The sequence below is a fragment of the Pseudorhodoplanes sp. genome, from assembly GCF_035565795.1.
In the GTDB taxonomy this organism is placed as follows: Bacteria; Pseudomonadota; Alphaproteobacteria; order Rhizobiales; family Xanthobacteraceae; genus Pseudorhodoplanes.
The window spans coordinates 1-18,781 of record NZ_DATMRV010000246.1 but is presented as its reverse complement, the minus strand read 5'-3'; the positions used below and the strand labels follow the sequence as shown (position 1 = coordinate 18,781).

The 18,781-nt window shown below is 64.6% G+C and carries 17 protein-coding genes and 1 pseudogene; 1 reads left to right on the top strand and 17 read right to left on the bottom strand.

Features of this window, described 5'->3' with window-relative positions:
* From VNZ93_RS21970 to tolQ, 12 genes and pseudogenes are all read right to left on the bottom strand, one after another.
* Nucleotides 1-331, bottom strand: a pseudogene (locus VNZ93_RS21970) (hypothetical protein); the annotation flags it as partial.
* 64 nt (nt 332-395) lie between these two features.
* The gene (locus tag VNZ93_RS21965; protein ID WP_325710371.1) at nt 396-1,601 is read right to left on the bottom strand and encodes an NnrS family protein; all 1,206 of its coding nucleotides are present in this window, start codon (nt 1,599-1,601) and stop codon (nt 396-398) included.
* A 93-nt stretch (nt 1,602-1,694) separates the two neighbouring features.
* On the bottom strand, nt 1,695-3,620 hold the full coding sequence (ftsH, locus tag VNZ93_RS21960) for an ATP-dependent zinc metalloprotease FtsH (RefSeq protein WP_325710366.1): 1,926 nt from the start codon (nt 3,618-3,620) through the stop codon (nt 1,695-1,697).
* 197 nt (nt 3,621-3,817) lie between these two features.
* The gene (tilS, locus tag VNZ93_RS21955) at nt 3,818-4,927 is read right to left on the bottom strand and encodes a tRNA lysidine(34) synthetase TilS (protein WP_325710363.1); all 1,110 of its coding nucleotides are present in this window, start codon (nt 4,925-4,927) and stop codon (nt 3,818-3,820) included.
* Nucleotides 4,914-6,011, bottom strand: coding sequence for a tol-pal system protein YbgF (gene ybgF / locus VNZ93_RS21950; protein WP_325710360.1), 1,098 nt, complete (start codon nt 6,009-6,011; stop codon nt 4,914-4,916). The genes tilS and ybgF overlap by 14 nt, the downstream gene beginning before the upstream one ends.
* 100 nt (nt 6,012-6,111) lie before the next feature.
* Nucleotides 6,112-9,273, bottom strand: a complete 3,162-nt coding sequence (locus tag VNZ93_RS21945; protein ID WP_325710357.1) for an efflux RND transporter permease subunit — start codon at nt 9,271-9,273, stop codon at nt 6,112-6,114.
* A 15-nt stretch (nt 9,274-9,288) separates the two neighbouring features.
* Complete coding sequence (locus VNZ93_RS21940) at nt 9,289-10,437, bottom strand: efflux RND transporter periplasmic adaptor subunit (protein ID WP_325710354.1); 1,149 nt, start codon at nt 10,435-10,437, stop codon at nt 9,289-9,291.
* A 153-nt stretch (nt 10,438-10,590) separates the two neighbouring features.
* A complete protein-coding gene (pal, locus tag VNZ93_RS21935) occupies nt 10,591-11,106 on the bottom strand; it encodes a peptidoglycan-associated lipoprotein Pal (protein ID WP_325710351.1) in 516 nt (171 codons plus the stop codon).
* A 238-nt stretch (nt 11,107-11,344) separates the two neighbouring features.
* Entirely contained in the window at nt 11,345-12,700 is a 1,356-nt protein-coding gene (gene tolB, locus VNZ93_RS21930; protein ID WP_325710349.1) for a Tol-Pal system beta propeller repeat protein TolB, read from the bottom strand.
* Nucleotides 12,701-12,711: 11 nt separating this feature from the next.
* Entirely contained in the window at nt 12,712-13,650 is a 939-nt protein-coding gene (locus VNZ93_RS21925; RefSeq protein WP_325710347.1) for a cell envelope integrity protein TolA, read from the bottom strand.
* A 9-nt stretch (nt 13,651-13,659) separates the two neighbouring features.
* A complete protein-coding gene (tolR, locus tag VNZ93_RS21920; RefSeq protein WP_325710343.1) occupies nt 13,660-14,118 on the bottom strand; it encodes a protein TolR in 459 nt (152 codons plus the stop codon).
* A 3-nt stretch (nt 14,119-14,121) separates the two neighbouring features.
* Complete coding sequence (gene tolQ, locus VNZ93_RS21915; RefSeq protein ID WP_325710340.1) at nt 14,122-14,835, bottom strand: protein TolQ; 714 nt, start codon at nt 14,833-14,835, stop codon at nt 14,122-14,124.
* A 312-nt stretch (nt 14,836-15,147) separates the two neighbouring features.
* Between tolQ and VNZ93_RS21910 the strand changes: the two genes are divergently transcribed.
* The gene (locus VNZ93_RS21910) at nt 15,148-15,843 is read left to right on the top strand and encodes a DUF6498-containing protein (RefSeq protein WP_325710337.1); all 696 of its coding nucleotides are present in this window, start codon (nt 15,148-15,150) and stop codon (nt 15,841-15,843) included.
* A gap of 70 nt (nt 15,844-15,913) precedes the next feature.
* Here the strand turns inward: VNZ93_RS21910 and VNZ93_RS21905 are convergent, their stop codons facing one another.
* From VNZ93_RS21905 to VNZ93_RS21885, 5 genes are all read right to left on the bottom strand, one after another.
* Nucleotides 15,914-16,360, bottom strand: a complete 447-nt coding sequence (locus VNZ93_RS21905) for a DUF2852 domain-containing protein (RefSeq protein ID WP_325710374.1) — start codon at nt 16,358-16,360, stop codon at nt 15,914-15,916.
* Nucleotides 16,361-16,476: 116 nt separating this feature from the next.
* Nucleotides 16,477-17,109: a TetR/AcrR family transcriptional regulator gene (locus VNZ93_RS21900; protein ID WP_325710334.1), complete on the bottom strand. Its 633-nt coding sequence runs from the start codon at nt 17,107-17,109 to the stop codon at nt 16,477-16,479.
* A 58-nt stretch (nt 17,110-17,167) separates the two neighbouring features.
* Nucleotides 17,168-17,635 carry a nuclear transport factor 2 family protein gene (locus VNZ93_RS21895; RefSeq protein ID WP_325710331.1) on the bottom strand — a complete coding sequence of 156 codons (468 nt, stop codon included), beginning with the start codon at nt 17,633-17,635 and terminating at the stop codon, nt 17,168-17,170.
* A gap of 83 nt (nt 17,636-17,718) precedes the next feature.
* Nucleotides 17,719-18,180 (bottom strand): tol-pal system-associated acyl-CoA thioesterase, encoded by a 462-nt coding sequence (gene ybgC / locus VNZ93_RS21890; RefSeq protein WP_325710328.1) that lies wholly within the window; start codon nt 18,178-18,180, stop codon nt 17,719-17,721.
* A gap of 237 nt (nt 18,181-18,417) precedes the next feature.
* On the bottom strand, nt 18,418-18,781 hold a 364-nt coding region (locus tag VNZ93_RS21885; RefSeq protein WP_325710326.1), incomplete at its 5' end, for a Holliday junction DNA helicase RuvB C-terminal domain-containing protein.

Here is an 18,781-nt window from a genome sequence, read left to right as displayed (position 1 = left end):
GCGCCCGCGCGCGCCCGCCGCGAGCGCGCGACCACGCGTCTGCAAATGCATTTGCGTCTGCGCGCCGGCATTCGAAACAAGGGCGATGCCCCGCCGCGAGCGCGGTCACCTCATCGAGGAAAAACAATTCGGTATAACTGCCGCCCCAGACCGCGCGATGGCGGCCTTTGAAGTCCAGCACGCAGCAGATCCACTGCCTCGATACGAAGCGCCGCGCCGCCAGCCTGCGCGTATCGTCGTGGATGCGTCCGCCGCGATTGCCCATGAACAGGCCGCGGGCAGGATCGGCGATCAGTTCGCCGAAGGGCGTCACGCGGTTCTGCAGTGGCATATCATGACGTCGTGCTCGGGGTGCGCTAAGCGGACAATGTTGAAAGCGCCATGCGGCACCGCCGTCAAACGGTGGCGCGCTGCCAGACCGGCGGCTTGCGGATCAGCAACGGGCCATAGCTCGCCGCAAAGCCCGCGAAGCCGAGCACCCACAAGGAGCCCGAGCTATGCAGCAGGCCGATGCTCCCGGTCAGAGCCGCCGCGATCCGCATGATCGCGGCCGCAAACAGGCACAGATAGATCGCCTGCGTCACCGGAGAGGCAACCAGCGGCTGCCTGGTATGACCGAGGCTCGCACGCGTCATCACCGCCATCGTCATCATGCCGATCGCGCCGGCAGTCCATGCGTGAATGCCGGCGCTCGCGGGCGCTATATCCGGCCACACGATCGCGACGCCGATCAGCAGGAAGCCTGCGGGCACGAATGCGTAGGCAACATGCAGCACGAGCACGAGCCGGTCGCGCCACGTGCGATCGCCCGCCCAGCGCGCGAGCCGCACGATGTGCAGGAGGCCGGTTGCGATCAGGAACGCACCACTGACCGCAGAGAATGGCGCAACGATCCAGCACGCCAGCGCAAGCGCCGATATCGCGAGCGTCGCCATGTCGTAGCGCCCGAACGGCACCGGCAGGCGGCCCGGATTTTCCCGCACCAGCCAGTTGTTGGTGAAGCTCGGAACGATGCGCCCGCCAACCAGACTGATGAGCAGGATGACGGCCGCGATCCCGAGACGAATGCCGTAGTCCGCGGCGCCGCTGCGGATCGTCTCGACATGGAACGCGATATTGCCGAGCGCGAGGACGGCGACGACCCCAAGAACGCGCAGGTTGCGCCAGTTCTTGCCGGCGATCACCTCGCGCGCCGCCACACCGAACAGGACCACAAGGAACGACGCGTCGACCAGCGCCGCGACCGGAAGGCCGATGCCGGCGGTCGCCAGCATCGCGATGCGCCCGGCGATCCACAGCGCAAACAGCGCGGCCAGCGGCGCGCCGCAGACCGGCAGCCGGCCGGTCCAGTTCGGGATCGCCGTCAGCAGGAACCCGGCCACGATGGCGGGGACGTAGCCATACAGCATCTCGTGGATATGCCAGTCGAGCGGCGCGACCGCCGACGGCCACTGCCACGCGCCGGCATGCATCGGAATCCACATCAGGATCGTCAACGCCGCCCACACCGCCCCTCCGAAGAAGAATGGGCGGAAGCCGTAGGAGAAGAATGCGGGACCGGCATAGCTGCGCCGGCGCTCAAGTGCGGCCGGAATGCTCATACGACCAGAATACAGACCGGGGCGAGGTTCCGCGTTGATCTGAGTCAGCCCCAAAGCAAAAACGCCCGCCAGAGGCGGGCGCTTGTCCGAGGATCAAGCCTGCGGCTGCGGCGCGATATCGCCGGCCGGCGGCTCGGTCCGCGGGCGGCTCTTGCCGGCCGGCGGCACAGCGGACGCCCGCGGCTGCGACGGCTCCGTGAGGCCTTCGCGCACCGGCGGCTTGCCGTCGAGCAGATCCTTGATCTCCTCGCCGGAGAGGGTCTCGTATTCCAGCAGGCCCTTGGCCAGCGTTTCGAGGTCGGCGCGCTTCTCGGTCAGGATCTTGCGCGCTTCGGAAAGCCCCTCCTCGACAAGCCGGCGCACCTCGCTGTCGATCTTCTGCGCCGTCGTCTCCGAGATGTTCTGCGTACGCGAGACCGAATGGCCGAGGAACACCTCTTCCTGGTTTTCGCCGTAAGCCACGGTGCCAAGCTCGGGCGAGAAGCCCCAGCGCGTCACCATCATGCGGGCGAGACGGGTCGCCTGCTCGATATCGGATTGTGCGCCCGAGGTGACCTTGTCATGGCCGAAGATCATCTCTTCGGCGATACGGCCGCCCATCATGATCGCAAGGCGCGACGTCATCTGCTCGAAGCTCATCGACAGCTTGTCACGCTCCGGCAGCTGCATGACCATGCCCAGCGCACGGCCGCGCGGAATGATCGTAGCCTTGTGCACCGGATCGGTCGCCTTGACGTTGAACGCGACGATGGCATGGCCGCCTTCGTGATAGGCCGTGAGGAGCTTCTCCTCCTCGGTCATCACCAGCGACTTGCGCTCGGCGCCCATCATCACCTTGTCCTTGGCGTCTTCGAATTCGTGCTGCGTGACCATGCGCTTGTTGCGGCGCGCGGCCATGAGTGCGGCTTCGTTGACGAGGTTCATGAGATCGGCGCCGGAGAAGCCGGGCGTACCGCGCGCGATCGTCTTCAGGTTCACGTCGGGCGCGAGCGGCACCTTGCGGACGTGAACTTTAAGGATCTGTTCGCGGCCGACTACATCCGGGTTCGGCACGATCACCTGGCGGTCGAAGCGACCCGGACGCAGCAGCGCGGGATCGAGCACGTCGGGACGGTTGGTCGCGGCGATCAGGATGATGCCTTCATTCGCCTCGAAGCCGTCCATCTCGACGAGAAGCTGGTTCAGCGTCTGCTCGCGCTCATCGTTGCCGCCGCCAAGGCCGGCGCCACGATGGCGGCCGACCGCGTCGATTTCGTCGATGAAGATGATGCACGGCGCATTCTTCTTCGCCTGCTCGAACATGTCACGTACGCGGCTCGCACCGACGCCGACAAACATCTCGACGAAGTCCGAACCCGAGATCGTGAAGAACGGCACATTGGCTTCGCCCGCGACCGCACGCGCAATCAGCGTCTTGCCGGTACCGGGAGGGCCAACGAGCAGCACGCCGCGCGGAATGCGTCCGCCGAGGCGCTGGAATTTCGAGGGGTCGCGCAGGAATTCGACGATCTCCTGCAGGTCCTGCTTGGCTTCGTCGACGCCCGCGACGTCTTCAAAGGTCACGCGGCCATGCGCTTCGGTCAGAAGCTTCGCTCTGCTCTTGCCGAAGCCCATCGCCTTTCCGGCGCCGCCCTGCATCTGACGCGAGAGGAAAATCCACACACCGAACAGCGCGATGAACGGCAGCCACGAGACAAGGAGCTGCACGAACCACGGCACCTGCTCCTGCGGCGAGCGCGCGGTGATGGTGACACCCTTGCCATAGAGACGCTGGACCAGCGTCGGATCGTTCGGCGCATAGGTGCTGAACGGCTTCAAATCGGTGAACGTGCCATGGATCTCCTGGCCCTGAATCACGACGTCGCGCACGCGGCCGGCATCGACCTCGGTCAGAAGCTGGGAGAAGGAGATGTCCTGACTAGCCTGTCGCTGGCTGGGGGACTGGAACAACGTGAAGAGGGCAAGGACCAACAGGACGATAATCACCCAGAGGGCGAAATTCCGAAGATTTGCGTTCATCACGTGTCCTTGTTGAACCGCACCGGCCCGAACATCTTTGTACCCCCGGAACGGCCTGAATTCGATGAAGGCGGGAAAGGTCCGCTGACGTGTCCCCGCCGGGCCAATGTATGTCTGCCGTCCCCGCCTGCCAAGGGAAGTCACCTGCGGACCGCACCCGGCCCGCTACGAATCGAACCACCCCAGGCGGGAGCATTCTAGCGTGTCCGAACCTCGCCGGACGGACCGGCTTTCCGTGTGGTTAAGGCCGGAATACGGCGTTTAGCGGGCGTTCCGGGGGCCCGGCGGGCCGGGGCGCGCTCGATCACGATCCCGACCGGCCGCACCGTGACCATGGCCCCCGCAAGGGTACGACGAAAGGCGGACCCCTCCGGGGTCTGACGCAGCGCCTCGAACAGCGTTTCGAGCTTGCCCAGCTCGACCGGCCCCTCGTCTCCGATGTGACCAATCGCCTCGCCAAGCAGGCGCAGCGCAATCTCCGCCGGCAGATCGGAGAAGCGCCCGCGATGGAACACCGTAAGCCTCTCGCCCGCGTCTCCGTTTGTGGGAGTCAGCGAAACCTGCGCGGCAGCGGCTGCGACCGTGTGCCGAAGTGCCGCCTCCGCGCGCTGCAGCCGCCGTGCGAGGATGGCGAGCCGTTCCGCTGTCAGCCCTTCGGCCGAAAGCGCCGGCATCATGGCGCGCAGGCGCGGGCGCGTGAATCGCGGATCCCGATTGCTGGCATCGTCAGCGAAAGCGATCTGCGCCTTGCGCAGCGTCGCGACGAGACGCGCTTTCGGCACCGACAGAAGCGGACGCGCGAGCACAAGCCCGGACTCGCCCGGATAGGCTGCGCGCTCCGTCATCGCCTGCAAGCCGGCCGGCCCGCTTCCGCGCAAGAGCCGGAACAGCACGGTCTCGGCCTGATCGTCGAGCGTATGCGCGGTCAGCACCTGCTGCGCGCCGGCAGCCTTCGCTTCCCTCGCGATCAGCGCATAGCGCGCGATGCGGGCCGCTTCCTGAATTCCGGTCCTCGGCTTCGCGCCCGTCCAGCGCAAGGTGCGATGTGCGATACCGAGGCCTTGTGCGAAGCGCTTCACGTCGTCCGCTTCGCGGCGCGATTGCGGTCGCAGCCCGTGATCGACAGTCACCGCACGCAGTTCGGGTCCGGTCTTGCGCGATGCGCGCCAGCGTGACGCAAGCCAGAGCAAAGCCGTGGAATCCGGCCCGCCCGAGACCGCAATCAGGATGGTTGGCTGATCCGCAAATGGCGCGAACAGCGCGCGCGCCTCGGCAATCGAAACCGGCTGCGTGTCAGCAGCCGACACGCTTCTGTTCCCGCTCGACGGTCTGTTTCACGGAGACCGACGCGCGCGGATATTTGCGTCCGATCTCGGCGAAGGACGCGCAGGCCATTTCCTTCTGACGGATTGCGGCGAGCGACTGACCGAGACGAAGCAGCGCATCGGGTGCGCGCGCGGCGGTCTCGTATTTCGTCGTCACGACCAGATAAGCCTCCGCCGCGTCCTGATATTGCCTGCGGTTATAAAGGCTCTCGCCGAGCCAGTAATTGGCATCCGCTGCGAGCCGGTCGGACGGGAAGCGTTGCAGGAAATCGCGGAACGTCAGTTCCGCGGCGGAATAATCCTTCTGGCGGATATAGCCGACGCCGAGATCGAAATGGTCGCGCGGCGAATTTCCGGACGGCTGAACCGCGGCCATGCCGGTGCCGCTCATCTGCCGTTGCGGCGGCGGAGGCAGCGCACCGCCGCGGCGCGACGGATCGTTTACGGTCAGATCAAGCGGAGCGCCGGGCGCGGCCGTGTCCACGTCAACACTCGGCGCTGACGGTTGACCGGGCGGCAGCGCGCCAAGCGGACGCGGCGCGCCCGGCGCATTCGGCGTGGCATTCGGGTCGAAGGCATCGCCACGACGTCCACCCGGAGCGGGCGCAGCGGCGATGTTCGGCACGATGGTCGGATTGTCGCGATGTGCGTAGCGCGGGTCTGCGGCCGGTGCGCGCGGATCGACTCCATAGCGCGCGTCCGGCGCGCGCTGGCCTGCGAAGCGCGGATCGGCGCCCTGATCGATCGGCGGCAGGTCTGCTTCGGGACGGCGCCCCGGCGCCGCCATCTGTTGCTGCAACGGAGGCTGCGCCTGCTGGATCGGCGCCCGTTGCGGCGGCTGTGCTACGCGCGGAGCATCGACTGCTCCACCGCCCGCGCGCAATTGCTGCTCGAGCTGCTGGTTGCGGAATTGCAGTTGCTCGATCTGCCCGGTGAGCTGACGAACCTGATTCTCCAGCGCCTCGAGCCGCATCACGAGATCGGAAGCAGACATCTGCGCCGCGGCCGGCAGAGCGGCCGCGAGCAGAAACGACAGGGCCATGACGATCAGATGCGGCTTCCGCATGTACAACTCTGTAAGCGTTGGGAGATTTCAGAGCACAGCATAGTCGCCGTCACGTCGAAATTATGACTGATTCGATTCACCGACGGTTAACCAACGCAGCTCAGGCCGCCGGTTTCGGCGCTTCCGCCGCTTTCGGCTTCTTGCGCGATGCCAGCCACTCTTCGAACCGCTGAACCATCACGAACAGCGATGGCACGAACAGCACGGCAAGGCAGGTCGAAGCGATCATTCCGGTGAACACGGTGAGGCCGATCGATTTGCGCGCGCTGGCGCCCGCGCCCGTCGCCATCACCAGCGGCACCATGCTGATGATGAACGCAAACGACGTCATCAGGATCGCGCGGAAGCGTGCCCGCGAGCCATCGATCGCCGCCTCGATGATCGACTTTCCGTCACGCATACGGTGTTCACGCGCGACTTCGACGATCAGAATCGCGTTCTTGGCCGCAAGCGCGATCAGCAGCACAAGACCGATCTGCGTGTAGAGATTGTTGTCGACGTTGAGGCCCTTCAGCGCCAGCACCGGTCCGACCAGCGCAAGCGGCACCGACAGGATGATCGCGACCGGCGCGTACCAGCTCTCATATTGTCCCGCGAGCACGAGATAGACGAGCAGCATGGCCAGCGCGAACACGATGTACATCTGATTGCCGACCGCCTTTTCCTGATACGACATCGCCGTCCATTCGAAGGCAGAGCCCGGCGGCAGCGTGCGTTGCGCGATCTGCTCCATCAGCGAGATCGCCTCGCCGGAGGAGAAGCCCGGCGCCGGCAGACCGATCACGGTCGACGACGGATAGAGATTGTACAGATTGATCAGCGAGGGGCCGACCGAAGGCGTGATCTTCACCAGCGTGCCGATCGGCACCATGTCGCCCTTGGTACTGCGCACGGACAGCTGGTTGATGTCGCTCGCCTGCACGCGATATTTCGAATCCGCCTGCACATAGACCTGGAAGGTGCGGCCGAACTTGTTGAACTGCGCGACATAGCTCGAGCCGAGATAGCTCGCGACCGCCTGGAAGACCTGATCGACCGGCACGAACAGGGTCTGCGCCTTCACCCGGTCAACCTCGACGATCAGCTGCGGCACGTCGGCGCGGAACGGCGATTGCACGCGCTGCAGGCCGGTTTGCGACTGCGCGTTGCTGACGATCTGATTGGTGATCGCCTGCAGCTTGGTGAAATCGAACGTCCCGTCGCGCAATTGCACCATCATGGTGAAGCCGCCCGCATTGCCAATGCCCTGGATCGGCGGCGGCGGCAGCACGGCGATCTTCGCCTCCATGATCTGGTCGAATTCACGCGACAGCTTGGTGAACAGCGGAAGCAATTGCTCGTCCTTGCCGCGCGCATCCCAGTCCTTGAGGATGATGTAGACGACGCCGGAATTGGCGAGCGTCGCATTGTTGTCGAGCGCGGACACGCCCGCGATCGACAGCGTCGACTCGACGCCCGGCGTCTTGCGCGCGATCTCCGCCGCACGTTCCAGCGCAGCATTCGTTCGTTCGAGCGAAGCGCCGTCCGGCAATTGCACTGTTGCGAGCAGATAACCCTGATCCTCGATCGGCAGGAAGCCGGTCGGAATCCGCGACAGCCCGTAACCCGCAGCGCCGATGATCATCAGCGCGACAAGGGTCGAGACGGCCGCGTGGCGCACCATCGCGCCGATCAGGCGGACATAGCCGCGCTCGCAGGCGAGATAGAGCCGATTGAAGGCACGGAACGCGATATTCCGCTTTTCCGGCGGCACCGCGGGGCGCAGCCACAGGGCGCATTGTGTCGGCTTCAGCGTTGCGGCGTTGATCGCGCTGAGCAAGGCGGTCGCCGCGATCACCAGCGCGAACTGCGCATACATCTGCCCGGTGAGCCCCGGCAGGAACGCAGCCGGGATGAACACCGACATCAGCACCAGCGTGATGCCGATGATCGGGCCGAACAGCTGGTCCATCGCCTTGATCGCGGCGTCGTGGCCGTTCATGCCCTGCTCGATATTGTGCGCGGCGCCTTCGACCACCACGATGGCGTCGTCGACCACGATGCCGATGGCGAGCACGATCGCGAACAGCGTCGAAAGGTTCACGGTGAAGCCGAGCGCCCACATGCCGGCGAAGGCGCCGATGATCGTCACCGGCACGGTCGTCGCGGGCACCAGCATCGCGCGCCAGTCCTGCAGGAAGATCAGGATCACGATCAGCACCAGCACCGCCGCTTCGATCAGCGTGCGATAGACCTCGTTGATCGAGGCATTCACGAATTTCGTGGTGTCGAACGGGATCTGGTAGGTCATCCCCTGCGGGAACGCTTTTGCAAGCTCCGCCATCTTGTCGGCGACCAGCGTCTTGACCTGAAGCGCGTTTGCACCGGGCGTCTGGAAGATGCCGAGCGCGGCCGCGGGCTGTCCGTCCTGCGTGAAGATCTGGCTGTAGGTCTGCGCGCCCAGTTCGACGCGTCCGATATCCTTGATGCGGATGAGCTGGCCGCCGGCGCCGTCGCCGGTCTTGACCACGACATTCTCGTACTGCTCGACCTCGTTGAGGCGACCCTGAATGTCGACGGTGTACTGGAAGTTCTGTCCGGCCGGCACCGGCGGAATGCCGATCTGGCCCGCGGTGACCTGCTGGCTTTGCGACCGGAGCGCGCTGATCACATCCTGCGGCGTCAGCCCGAACCCATAGAGCTTGTTCGGATCCATCCAGATCCGCATCGAATACTGGCCGGCGCCGAACACCGATACGTTGCCGACGCCCGGAACGCGCGACAGCTCGTCGCGCAAATTGATGGTGCCGTAATTGGCGAGATAGAGACTGTCCCTGCTCTTGTCCGGCGACGTCAGCGTCACGAACATCAGGATCGCGGTCGATTTCTTCTGAACCGTGACGCCCTGTGCCTGCACTGCGTCCGGCAATTGCGACAGCGCGCTGGAGACGCGGTTCTGCACCAGCACCTGCGCGAAGTTGAGATCGGTGCCGATCTTGAATGTCACGATCAGCGTGTAGGTGCCGTCGGCCGCGCTCGTGGACTGCATGTAGAGCATGTCCTCGACGCCATTGACCTGCTGCTCGATCGGCAGCGCCACCGTATCGACGACAACGCGGGCGCTGGCTCCGGGGTAACGGGTCTGCACCTGCACGGTCGGCGGCGTGACGTTCGGATATTGCGACACCGGCAGATTGATGAGCGCGACCAGGCCGACCACGACCATCAGGATCGCGATCACATTGGCGAGGACGGGACGTTCGATAAAGAATTTTGAGATCACCGCTCGGCTCCCGGATCAGCTCTGCGATGGGGCTTTGAGCGTCTCAACTTTCGGATCGACTTTCTGTCCGGGCACGGCCCGCAACAATCCGTCGACGATGACACGGTCGTCCGGCTTCAGGCCCTGAAGAATGACGCGCATCGGACCGACTTGCCGGCCGGCCTCGATCTTGCGTTGCTCGACCACGTTGTCCGCGTTGATCACGAGCACATAGCGCCCGCCCTGATCCGCACCGATCGCAACATCCGGGACAAGAAGTCGTTCCTGTCCGGAGCCCGGCACGCGAATGCGCACATAATAGCCAGGCAGCAGCGCAGCGTTCGGATTGTTGAGGATTCCGCGCACCGCAAGCGTACCGGTGCCCGGCGCGAGCGTGGGCGCGGCGTAATCCAGATGGCCCTTGTATGGATAGCCGGTATCGGTCTGCAGACCGATCTCGACCGGGATGTTGCTGACGTCGTTCGACGTCAATCCCATCTTGGCGCGCTCGGCGCGGATGCGCTGCACGTCCTGCTCGTTGATGTTGAAGTTCACCCAGATCGGATCGACCTGAACGATGGTCGCGAGCTTGGTCGGCGTGTTGTTGGCGCCGACATATTCACCCACCGAGACGAGGCGCGCGGTCACGATGCCATCGAACGGCGCCAGCACCTGGGTATAGCCGTAATTGATCCTGGCGACTTCGGTGTTGGCCTGCGCCTGTTCGAGATTGGCCTTGTCGGTGTCCCGCTGCGCGAGCGCCTTGTCGTAGTTCGCCTGCGTCGAGACCTGTCGCTTGACGAGGTCGGCCTGACGATCGAACTCGGCCTGCGAATTGGCGAGTTGCGCCTTCGCGGCATCTTCCTGGGCGATGGCCTGATCCAACTTCGCCTTGTACGGCTCCGGCTCGATCACGAATAGCGGCGCGCCCTTCTTCACCAGCGCGCCGTCCGTGTACTCGATCGCGGTCACGAAGCCTGGAATGCGCGCCACGAGATCGACGGTGTTGACCGCGGCGAGCGTGCCGGTCTCCTCGAGATAGGCGGTCACGTTCATGCGCAGCGGATTGGCGACCGCCACCTGAGGCGGCGGCGGCGGAACGTAGCGATTGGATTCTTCGCATCCGGCGAGCAGGCCGGCTGCGGCAAGGGCGAGGACCGAAAGGATTCGAAGGGTCGGGAGCATGGCCGATACAATTTCGCGCGGCTGGAACTTTGGCAAGCGGCAAGGCGCGCGTTCACGCCGCCTTGTCCACCCGATTTGGCCGGATTGGGAACGGCCAAAACAGAACCAGCGCCCGAAAGGGCGCCGGTTTCAGGCCGATGTCACGTTGCGGACTTAGGAACTCGCGTTCAGCACGGTGACCGCGCGACGGTTCTGCGACCAGCAGGAGATGTCGTCGCATACCGCGACCGGCCGCTCCTTGCCGTAGGAAATCGTACGCATGCGCTGCGGGCTCACGCCTCGCGAAGCGAGATATTCACGCACGGTCTGGGCACGGCGGGCGCCAAGCGCGATGTTGTATTCGCGCGTGCCGCGTTCGTCGGCATGGCCTTCGATCGTGAAGCTGTATTGCGAGTAGCGGTTCAGCCACTGCGCCTGATTGTCGAGCGTGGCGCGCGCCTGCGGCGTCAGCGTCGACTGATCGGATTCGAAGAACACGCGGTCGCCGACGTTGACCACGAAATCCTGCTGGCTGCCCGGTGTCGCGACGCCAGCATTGGCCGTCTGATCGCCCGAATTCTTCGCACACGCCGACACCGCGAGCGCAGCGGCGAGCACGCCGATCAGTCCGACGGCGCGCGCCAATCCGCGCAAATCAAAGCGGCGCAGGGATTGTCTCACAGCAATCATCCCGGTGACTCCATTCACTACGTACCGGAAAGGTTTAAGCGCGGATCGTTAAGCGAACCTTCCGTCAACCTTGACTGCGCCTTACAAAGCGCCCCGAAATGCGGCGCATCGCCGCAAACCATTGTTAATGGTTACTCATGCCTTAATGCCGAAAATGCGGCGAATCGACCCCGAACTTCGCATTATCCCGCAGGACTGCGATGCAATGTCCTGCGCGCAACACCCGGAACCGCGAAAATCAGGACAGCAGCGGCGACCAGGCCGGATCTGATGCAAAACTGGGCGTCGGAATCTTCTGTTCGTTGCGGCCTGTGATGTCCACCGAATAGAGCGAAGGACCGCTCTGCCCGCCGCCCTCGCGGAAGAACATGATCACGCGACCGTTCGGCGCGAAGGTCGGGCCCTCGTTGTGGAAGCCTTCGGTCAGGATGCGTTCGCCCGAACCGTCGATGCGCATGATGCCGATCGCGAAGCGCCCGCCGCCCTGTTTGGTGAAGGCGATGGTGTCGCCGCGCGGCGACCAGACCGGCGTCGAATAGGAACCTTCGCCGAAGCTGATGCGCTGCGCCTGACCGCCGGTCGAGGGCATGACGTAAATCTGCTGCGACCCGCCACGATCGGACTCAAAGCAGATGCGGGCGCCGTCCGGCGAATAGGACGGCGCGGTGTCGATGGCCGGCGACTGCGTGAGGCGCGTGGTGGCGCGCGAGCGCAGATCCATCACGAACAGGTTCGAGTTGGAGCCCTGCTGCAGGCTCATGATCACGCGCTGGCCGTCCGGCGAGAAGCGTGGCGAGAAGGTCATGCCCGGGAAGTTGCCGACGATTTCGCGCTGGTTGGTCTCGATATTGAGCAGATAGACGCGCGGATCGCCCTGCCCGAACGACATGTAGGTGATTTCCTGCGTCGAGGGCGAGAAGCGCGGCGTCAGCACAAGATCGTCGCCGCGCGTAAGATAGCGCACATTGGCGCCGTCCTGATCCATGATCGCGAGCCGCTTGACGCGGCGATCCTTCGGACCGCTTTCATCGACATAGACGATGCGGGTGTCGAAATAGCCCTTGTCGCCGGTCAGACGCTCGTAGATCGCGTCCGAAATGATGTGCGCGATGCGCCGCCAGTTTTCCGGCGTCGTGGTGTATTGCTGTCCCGCCTGCTGCTGGCCGCCGAACACGTCATAGAGACGGAAGCGCGCGGCAAGGCGTCCGTCACCCTGACGCGTCACCTGGCCCGCAACCAGCGCCTGCGCCTTGATCGCGCGCCAGTCGGCGAAATTCGGCGGAGCATCCGCGCCCGAGAGCTTCTGGATGAACGCGGCCGGATCGATCGGCGCGAACAGGCCCGAGCGCCGCAGATTGTTGGTCACGATCGCCGACACATTGCGCGCGGTCTCGACATCGGCAGCCGAGCCGCCGAAGAAATCCGGAATCGCAATCGGCATCGGCTGGAAGTTGCCTTCGGTGATCTGCAGCCGCACCTGCGCTGCGGCATCGCGCAGGCCGAAGGTCGAGGCTGCTCCGAGCGCGCCTGCACCAAGGATGAGGGCGCGGCGGCGCGTGAGGCCCGGACGGTGCGGCAATGTCGTGTCGGTCATGATCGCTCTGTCTACAATCCAAACATCGTGCGTTCGTCGAAATCGATGTCGATTTCGCGCCAGACTTCGTAGGTTTCCTTGCGCAGCATCGTGAACGGCTGGCTCACCATGACGGCGCGCACCGCGCTGTCGCGGAAGGCTTCGAACGACGCGCCGCTGCCGCGCGTCAGCACCTGCGGCGGCGAAGCGAGGCGCCCATCAGGCAGAAGCCTGATCACCATGCGGATGACGACCTTCTCGGCGAGCGGGGGCACCGACCAGTTCTGGCGCAGCTTCGCGCGCAGCGCGTCGAGTTCGTTCTGCGACAGGGTCGCGGCCGTGCCGCTCGGCACGCCGAGCGATGCGGTCCGGTTGATGGTGTCGCCGGTCGCGGCCTGACGGGTCGGATCGCGCTTGTCGAGAAGCGCTGCGATGCGCTGCGGATTGAACTCCGGCGGCTTCTTCGTCGGCGGCTTCTTCTCGGGAGGCGTGACAGGCTTCTGCGCTTCCTTCTTCGGCTCTTCCTTCTTCTTCTTCGCTTCGTCCTTCTTCAGGGCTTCCGCGATCGGATCGGTCTTGGGCTCGGGCTTCGGTTCCGGCTTGGTCTCGGCCTTTTCGGCGGGCTTGGGCGGCTCGGGCTTCGGCTCAGGCTTGGTCTCGGCTTTCTCGGCCGGCTTGGGCGGCGTCTGCTCGTTTTTGGTCGCCTGGATCTCCTTCTTCTCGGAAATCTTGGCGGTATGGTCCTCGACCTGCTTCTTCTCGCCCTGCTTTTCGACCAGAGGCTTCGGGGCCTCCTGCCGCTTGGCGGTTTTCGATCCGGCGGTGAGCTGGCTGAACTCCGTCGGCGAGATGATATCGACGGGCAGCGAATCGGACGGCATCGACTCAAGCGGCGTCGATGTGAACGTCAGCAGCGCCCACAGCAAAGCGGTCGCATGCACGACACTCGATATGGCGAGTCCCGTCCTCATCTCGGGCGGTCAGGTCCCCTGCTCTACTTCGGTCACCAGCGCCACGCGGCGGAAACCCGCTGCGGACAGCCGTCCCATCACCCGCATCACTGTACCGTAATTCACGTTCTTGTCCCCCCGCACGTAGATGCGCTCGTCAGCGCCTCCGCGCGCGTCGGTGATTGCTTTCAGCTTCGGAACGAGTTCGTCGACCTTGATCTCCGAATTCATCAGATAGACCTCGCCCTTGGTGTTCACTGTAACCGTGAGCGGCTCCTTGTCCTGGTCGAGGCTCTTGGCCTGGGTCTGCGGCAGATCGATCTGCACGCCGACCGTGAGCAGCGGCGCCGACACCATGAAGATGATCAGCAGCACGAGCATCACGTCGACCATCGGCGTGACGTTGATCTCCGCCATGACCGGCTTGCGGGTATGGCGACGGCGGCTGCCGCCCTGTACCCCCGCGCTACCGCCGTTTCCCGCCCCCATCGATCAGACTCCGCGCTCGTCGATCTGACGCGACAGGATGGCTGAGAACTCGTCGGCGAAGCCTTCCAGCCGATGCGCCTGCTTGTTCACCTCGGCCACGAACTTGTTATAGAAAATCGTCGCCGGAATGGCGGCAACAAGGCCGATCGCAGTAGCGAACAGGGCCTCGGCGATGCCCGGCGCGACCACCGCGAGCGAAGTGTTCTTCGACGCCGCGATCGACTGAAAGCTGTTCATGATGCCCCAGACGGTTCCGAACAGCCCGACGAACGGGCCAGCGGAGCCGACCGTCGCGAGCACGAGGAGGCGGCGTTCCAGCCGGTCGATCTCGCGCGTGATGGTCACGTCCATCACCTTGTCGATGCGCTGCTGAAGGCCAGCGAACGAGCGCGCGTGTCCTTCGAAGCTGCGCTTCCATTCGCGCATCGCCGCGACGAACAGCGCCGCCATCGAGTGCGTCGGCTTCTGCGACAGCGTCCGGTAAAGCTCCTCAAGCGACTGGCCGGACCAGAACGCCTGCTCGAAGCGATCCATCGCGCTTCTGGTGCGCCGGAACAGCAGGAATTTGTCGATCGCGATCGCCCAGACCCAGATCGAGCAGGCGAGCAAGCCGAGCATGACCGCTTTCACGACCCAGTGCGCCTGCAGGAACAGGCCGAGCATCGAAAGGTCGGCGGTCACCGGCAAAGCCGACTGCGCCACGTCGGCTGGATTCATGGGTCTTTCTCCGGTTCGCGTGTGCACGTCGCTCGGCGGCCGACAAACACCTCACGCCATGCCGGACCAAATCGACACCCGGGTCGCGTCCAGACACGGCACGCGGCACGCAGATCCGATTGTCACGAAGACGTCGCCGTCCACCACCGGCAACGTGACGAAATCCCCGTGAAACTTGGCCAAACTAGGGCGCGGCAGGCCTCCTGATATCCCCTAACCAGCGCCTATTGTGGTTAAGGTTTGGTTACGGTTTCGATTTGAATTGATTCGGGCGCAGGCGGGTCCTCACCCCCGGTTTTTGGAGAACCCGGCATGACGAAATTGCTCGTCCTCGCAGCCAATCTGCTGCCGCTCGCCGGCGTGTGGTTCTGGGGCTGGGACGCCTTCCAGGTGCTGATGCTCTACTGGGCGGAGACGGTGATCGTCGCCTTCTGGTCGCTCGCCTCCGTCGCGACCTATCCCGATCCGAAAGGGACGTCCTCCGGGCGCATTTTCACGAATCTCGGCAAGACGGCGTTTTTCACGCTGCATGCCGGGATATTCATCTCCGTCCATCTGCTTTTCCTGGTCGTCATATTCGGAGGCCCCTGGAAGGGCCGCACCGGCCAGCCGCCTGCGTTCATCGACGCGCTGTTCATCGAGTCGGGCGCGTGGGTGGCGCTGGCTTTCGCATTCGTCGCCGGCTTCATCGGCTTCGTCACGGCGACGCCGACGCCGACGGTCGCGGTGCCGCTACTCCGCAGGTTTGGCCTCACCCCGTCTACACCCGATGAAACCCTTCCCGCCGAGCCTGAATCGGTCCCGCCGATCGTCCTGGGGCTCTACACGCGTATTGCCGTGATGCAGGTCGGGATCATCTTCGGTGCGTGGTTTGCGCAGAGCCTTGGCAGCAGGGCCCCGCTGGTCATCGTGATCGTGCTGAAATCCCTGATCGAATTTCGCGGCTGGACGGTCTGGAAAGCCACGGCGGACGACAAGGTCGTGAGCGGCGAGAGCGCACCACGATGAGCACGGCGCAACGAAAAACGCCCGCCGGTGCACACCGGCGGGCGTTTCGACGTAACGATACGCGAGACTGTTACGTCTGAGGCGATTGCGAGGACGGCGGCGTCACATCGTGGCGACCACGGCGATCGGCCATGAACTGATCGAATTCGGCCTTGTCCTTGGCCTCGCGCAGGCGAACCAGAAATTCCTGGAACTCACGCTGCTCCTCCTCGAGCCGGCGCAGGGTCTCGGCACGATATTCGTCGAAGGCGCGGTTACCGGAAGACGGGGGCGACCAGAAGCCGCCGCCATTTCCGCCGCCCTGCATCTGCGCGCGCATGCGGTCCATCTTCTCCTGCATGCGGGCCATTTTGCCCTGCCAGCGTTCCATACCGTAGCGACTGCAAGCCATCCGACCGCTCCATACGCTGAAAGCCAAAAGGGCGAGTCCGAGAGGCCACCACACGATGAAGCCGAGGACCGTGAGAAGGATCCAGGCGGGCCTGCCGTAGTCGTCGATCTTGTCCGTGAGCGTCATCGCGTTCATCGCATCCATCCCTCATGGCAGATGTGAATGTTAATAACATTCACATAGTCCGGTCGCGGTCGGTCGTCAAGACCGCTCCCCCTATGGCCGATGCAGCTGGTGCGGGCTCATCGCCCGTGCAGGCCAAGACCGCTCAGATAGACAAGAACTCCCGCTTCCAACAGGTCCTCCGGCGACATTGGCAACGGTCGCTGCGATCCGTCGCCACGCGCGAACAGCGAGGCGATGCCGTGCGACAGGGCCCAGATATGGAGTGCCATCATCAGAGCCGGCGGCCGCTTGGCCTGCGGCAGAAGCGCCGACAGCGCTTCGCACGCCCGGCGCACGACGGCGAAGGCCCGGTCGCCCGCTGCGCGGAGTTCCGGACTGGAGTCGGGCGGAACACCGGCCTCGAACATCGCCGAATAGAACGCGGGTTCCGAACGCGCGAAGGCGAGATAGGCCATCCCGAGCCGCTGGAATGCCGTCTGCGGATCCGGTTTGCCGTCGTCCCAGGCCCTGGACAGCCGGTCGGCAAATTCCTCGAAGCCGCGCCGCGCGACATCGGAGAGCAGTTCGTCGCGATCACGATAGTGCCGATAGGGCGCGGCCGGGCTCACGCCTGCCCAGCGCGCCGCATCCGCGAAGGTGAAGCCCGCGGGTCCCTTCTGTGCGATCAGGTCAAGCGCCGCACGCACGAGAGCCTCTTTCAGGTTCCCGTGATGATAGCCGCGCTCACTGCCGCCGCGTTTCCAGCTCATGTGAAGGGGATTAACATGCGACGAAGGGCCGCGTCGATGGTCATCCCCCGGGGCGGACTCAGCGCGGAACAGCAGCCAGCCCCGGAACATCATCCGGACGGCGACCCGGTGCGTCCCAGAAGAAGCGACGGTCATCCTGCCTGATCGCGACGTCGTTGATCGAGGCTTCGCGCCGCTTCATCAGTCCGGCTTCGTCGAATTCCCACTGCTCGTTGCCGTAGGACCGGAACCACGAGCCGCCTTCATCGTGCCATTCATACTGGAAGCGGACCGCGATCTTGTTGCCGTGAAACGCCCAGAGATCCTTGATCAGCCGGTAGTCCAGTTCCTTCGCCCATTTGCGCGTCAGGAATTCCACGATCGCATCGCGCCCGACGAAAAACTCCGAGCGATTGCGCCAGGTCGAATCCGGCGTATAGGCCAGCGACACGCGCACCGGATCGCGCGAATTCCACGCGTCCTCGGCCATGCGGACTTTCTGCCGCGCGGTGTCTTCGTTGAAGGGCGGAAACGGCGGACGCGACATGCAGGACTCCTGCGTTTGTCTGAACCGGCCGAAGTGTCTTGCCGATCCGCCCCGCGCGAAGTCAAGCGGCCGTGAGGCGCAATTCAGGCGCTTGCCGCGTCCTGATCGGCCTTCATCGCAATCCGCAGCGGCTTGGGGATCGGCTTCGCCCGTCCGCCGGAGATGAAGGCGACCCGCACATCGGCCTGCACCAGCAATTCGTCGCCGCGCATCACGCGTTGCCGGATCGTGACCGATGCGCCCTTCACCTCGTTGGGCTCGCTGATCACGGTGAGGATATCGTCCATGCGGGCCGGCTTCAGAAAATCGAGCGTCATGGAGCGCACCACGAAGGCGAAGCCCGGAGCCTCTTTCTCGGTTTGCTCGAACAGAACGCGATGGTCGGCGCCGATCAGCCGCAGATAGTTGGTGCGACCGCGCTCCATGTAGCGCAGGTAATTGGCGTGATAGACGATGCCGGTGAAGTCGGTGTCCTCGTAATAGACGCGCACGATGAGGGTGTGGCGCCCGTCACGCAGTTCGCCGTCGAGAGGAATAGAGGTCATCTGCAAAGCCATCTGTCCGCCTGTCTAGACACGGGAACGGTCGCTTCGCAAGCCTACCAGTGCGGGACGACGGAGAGGTTCAAACCGTCTGACGGACAGGCCCATGGCTTGCCGCGCGCGAACGCCAAACCGAATATCGACCGCAGGACAGCGGACGAATGGGTAGGCTCGCTCGAGCCTCGCGAGCTGGAAATCCTCCGCCGCCTGGCCGGACTGTCTTTCAGATAACAGCCGGTTTTACTCGTCGGACCCCGAAAACAACCCGAACTGCGCCGCATCGCGCGCAGGCTCGGCGAGCCCGAGATGACGGAAGGCATGCCCCGTCAACAGGCGGCCGCGCGGCGTACGCTGCACGAAGCCCTTCTGGATTAGGAACGGCTCGATGATGTCCTCGATCGCGTCGCGCGGCTCCGACAAAGCCGCTGCGATCGTCTCCACGCCGACCGGTCCGCCGCCGTAGTTGAGCGCAATCATCGTCAGATACCGGCGGTCCATCGCGTCGAGCCCCGCGCCATCGACTTCCAGCGCGCTGAGCGCCTTGTCGGCGACGGCGCGATCGATCGCCGCATTGCCCTGCACGTCGGCGAAGTCCCGCAAGCGG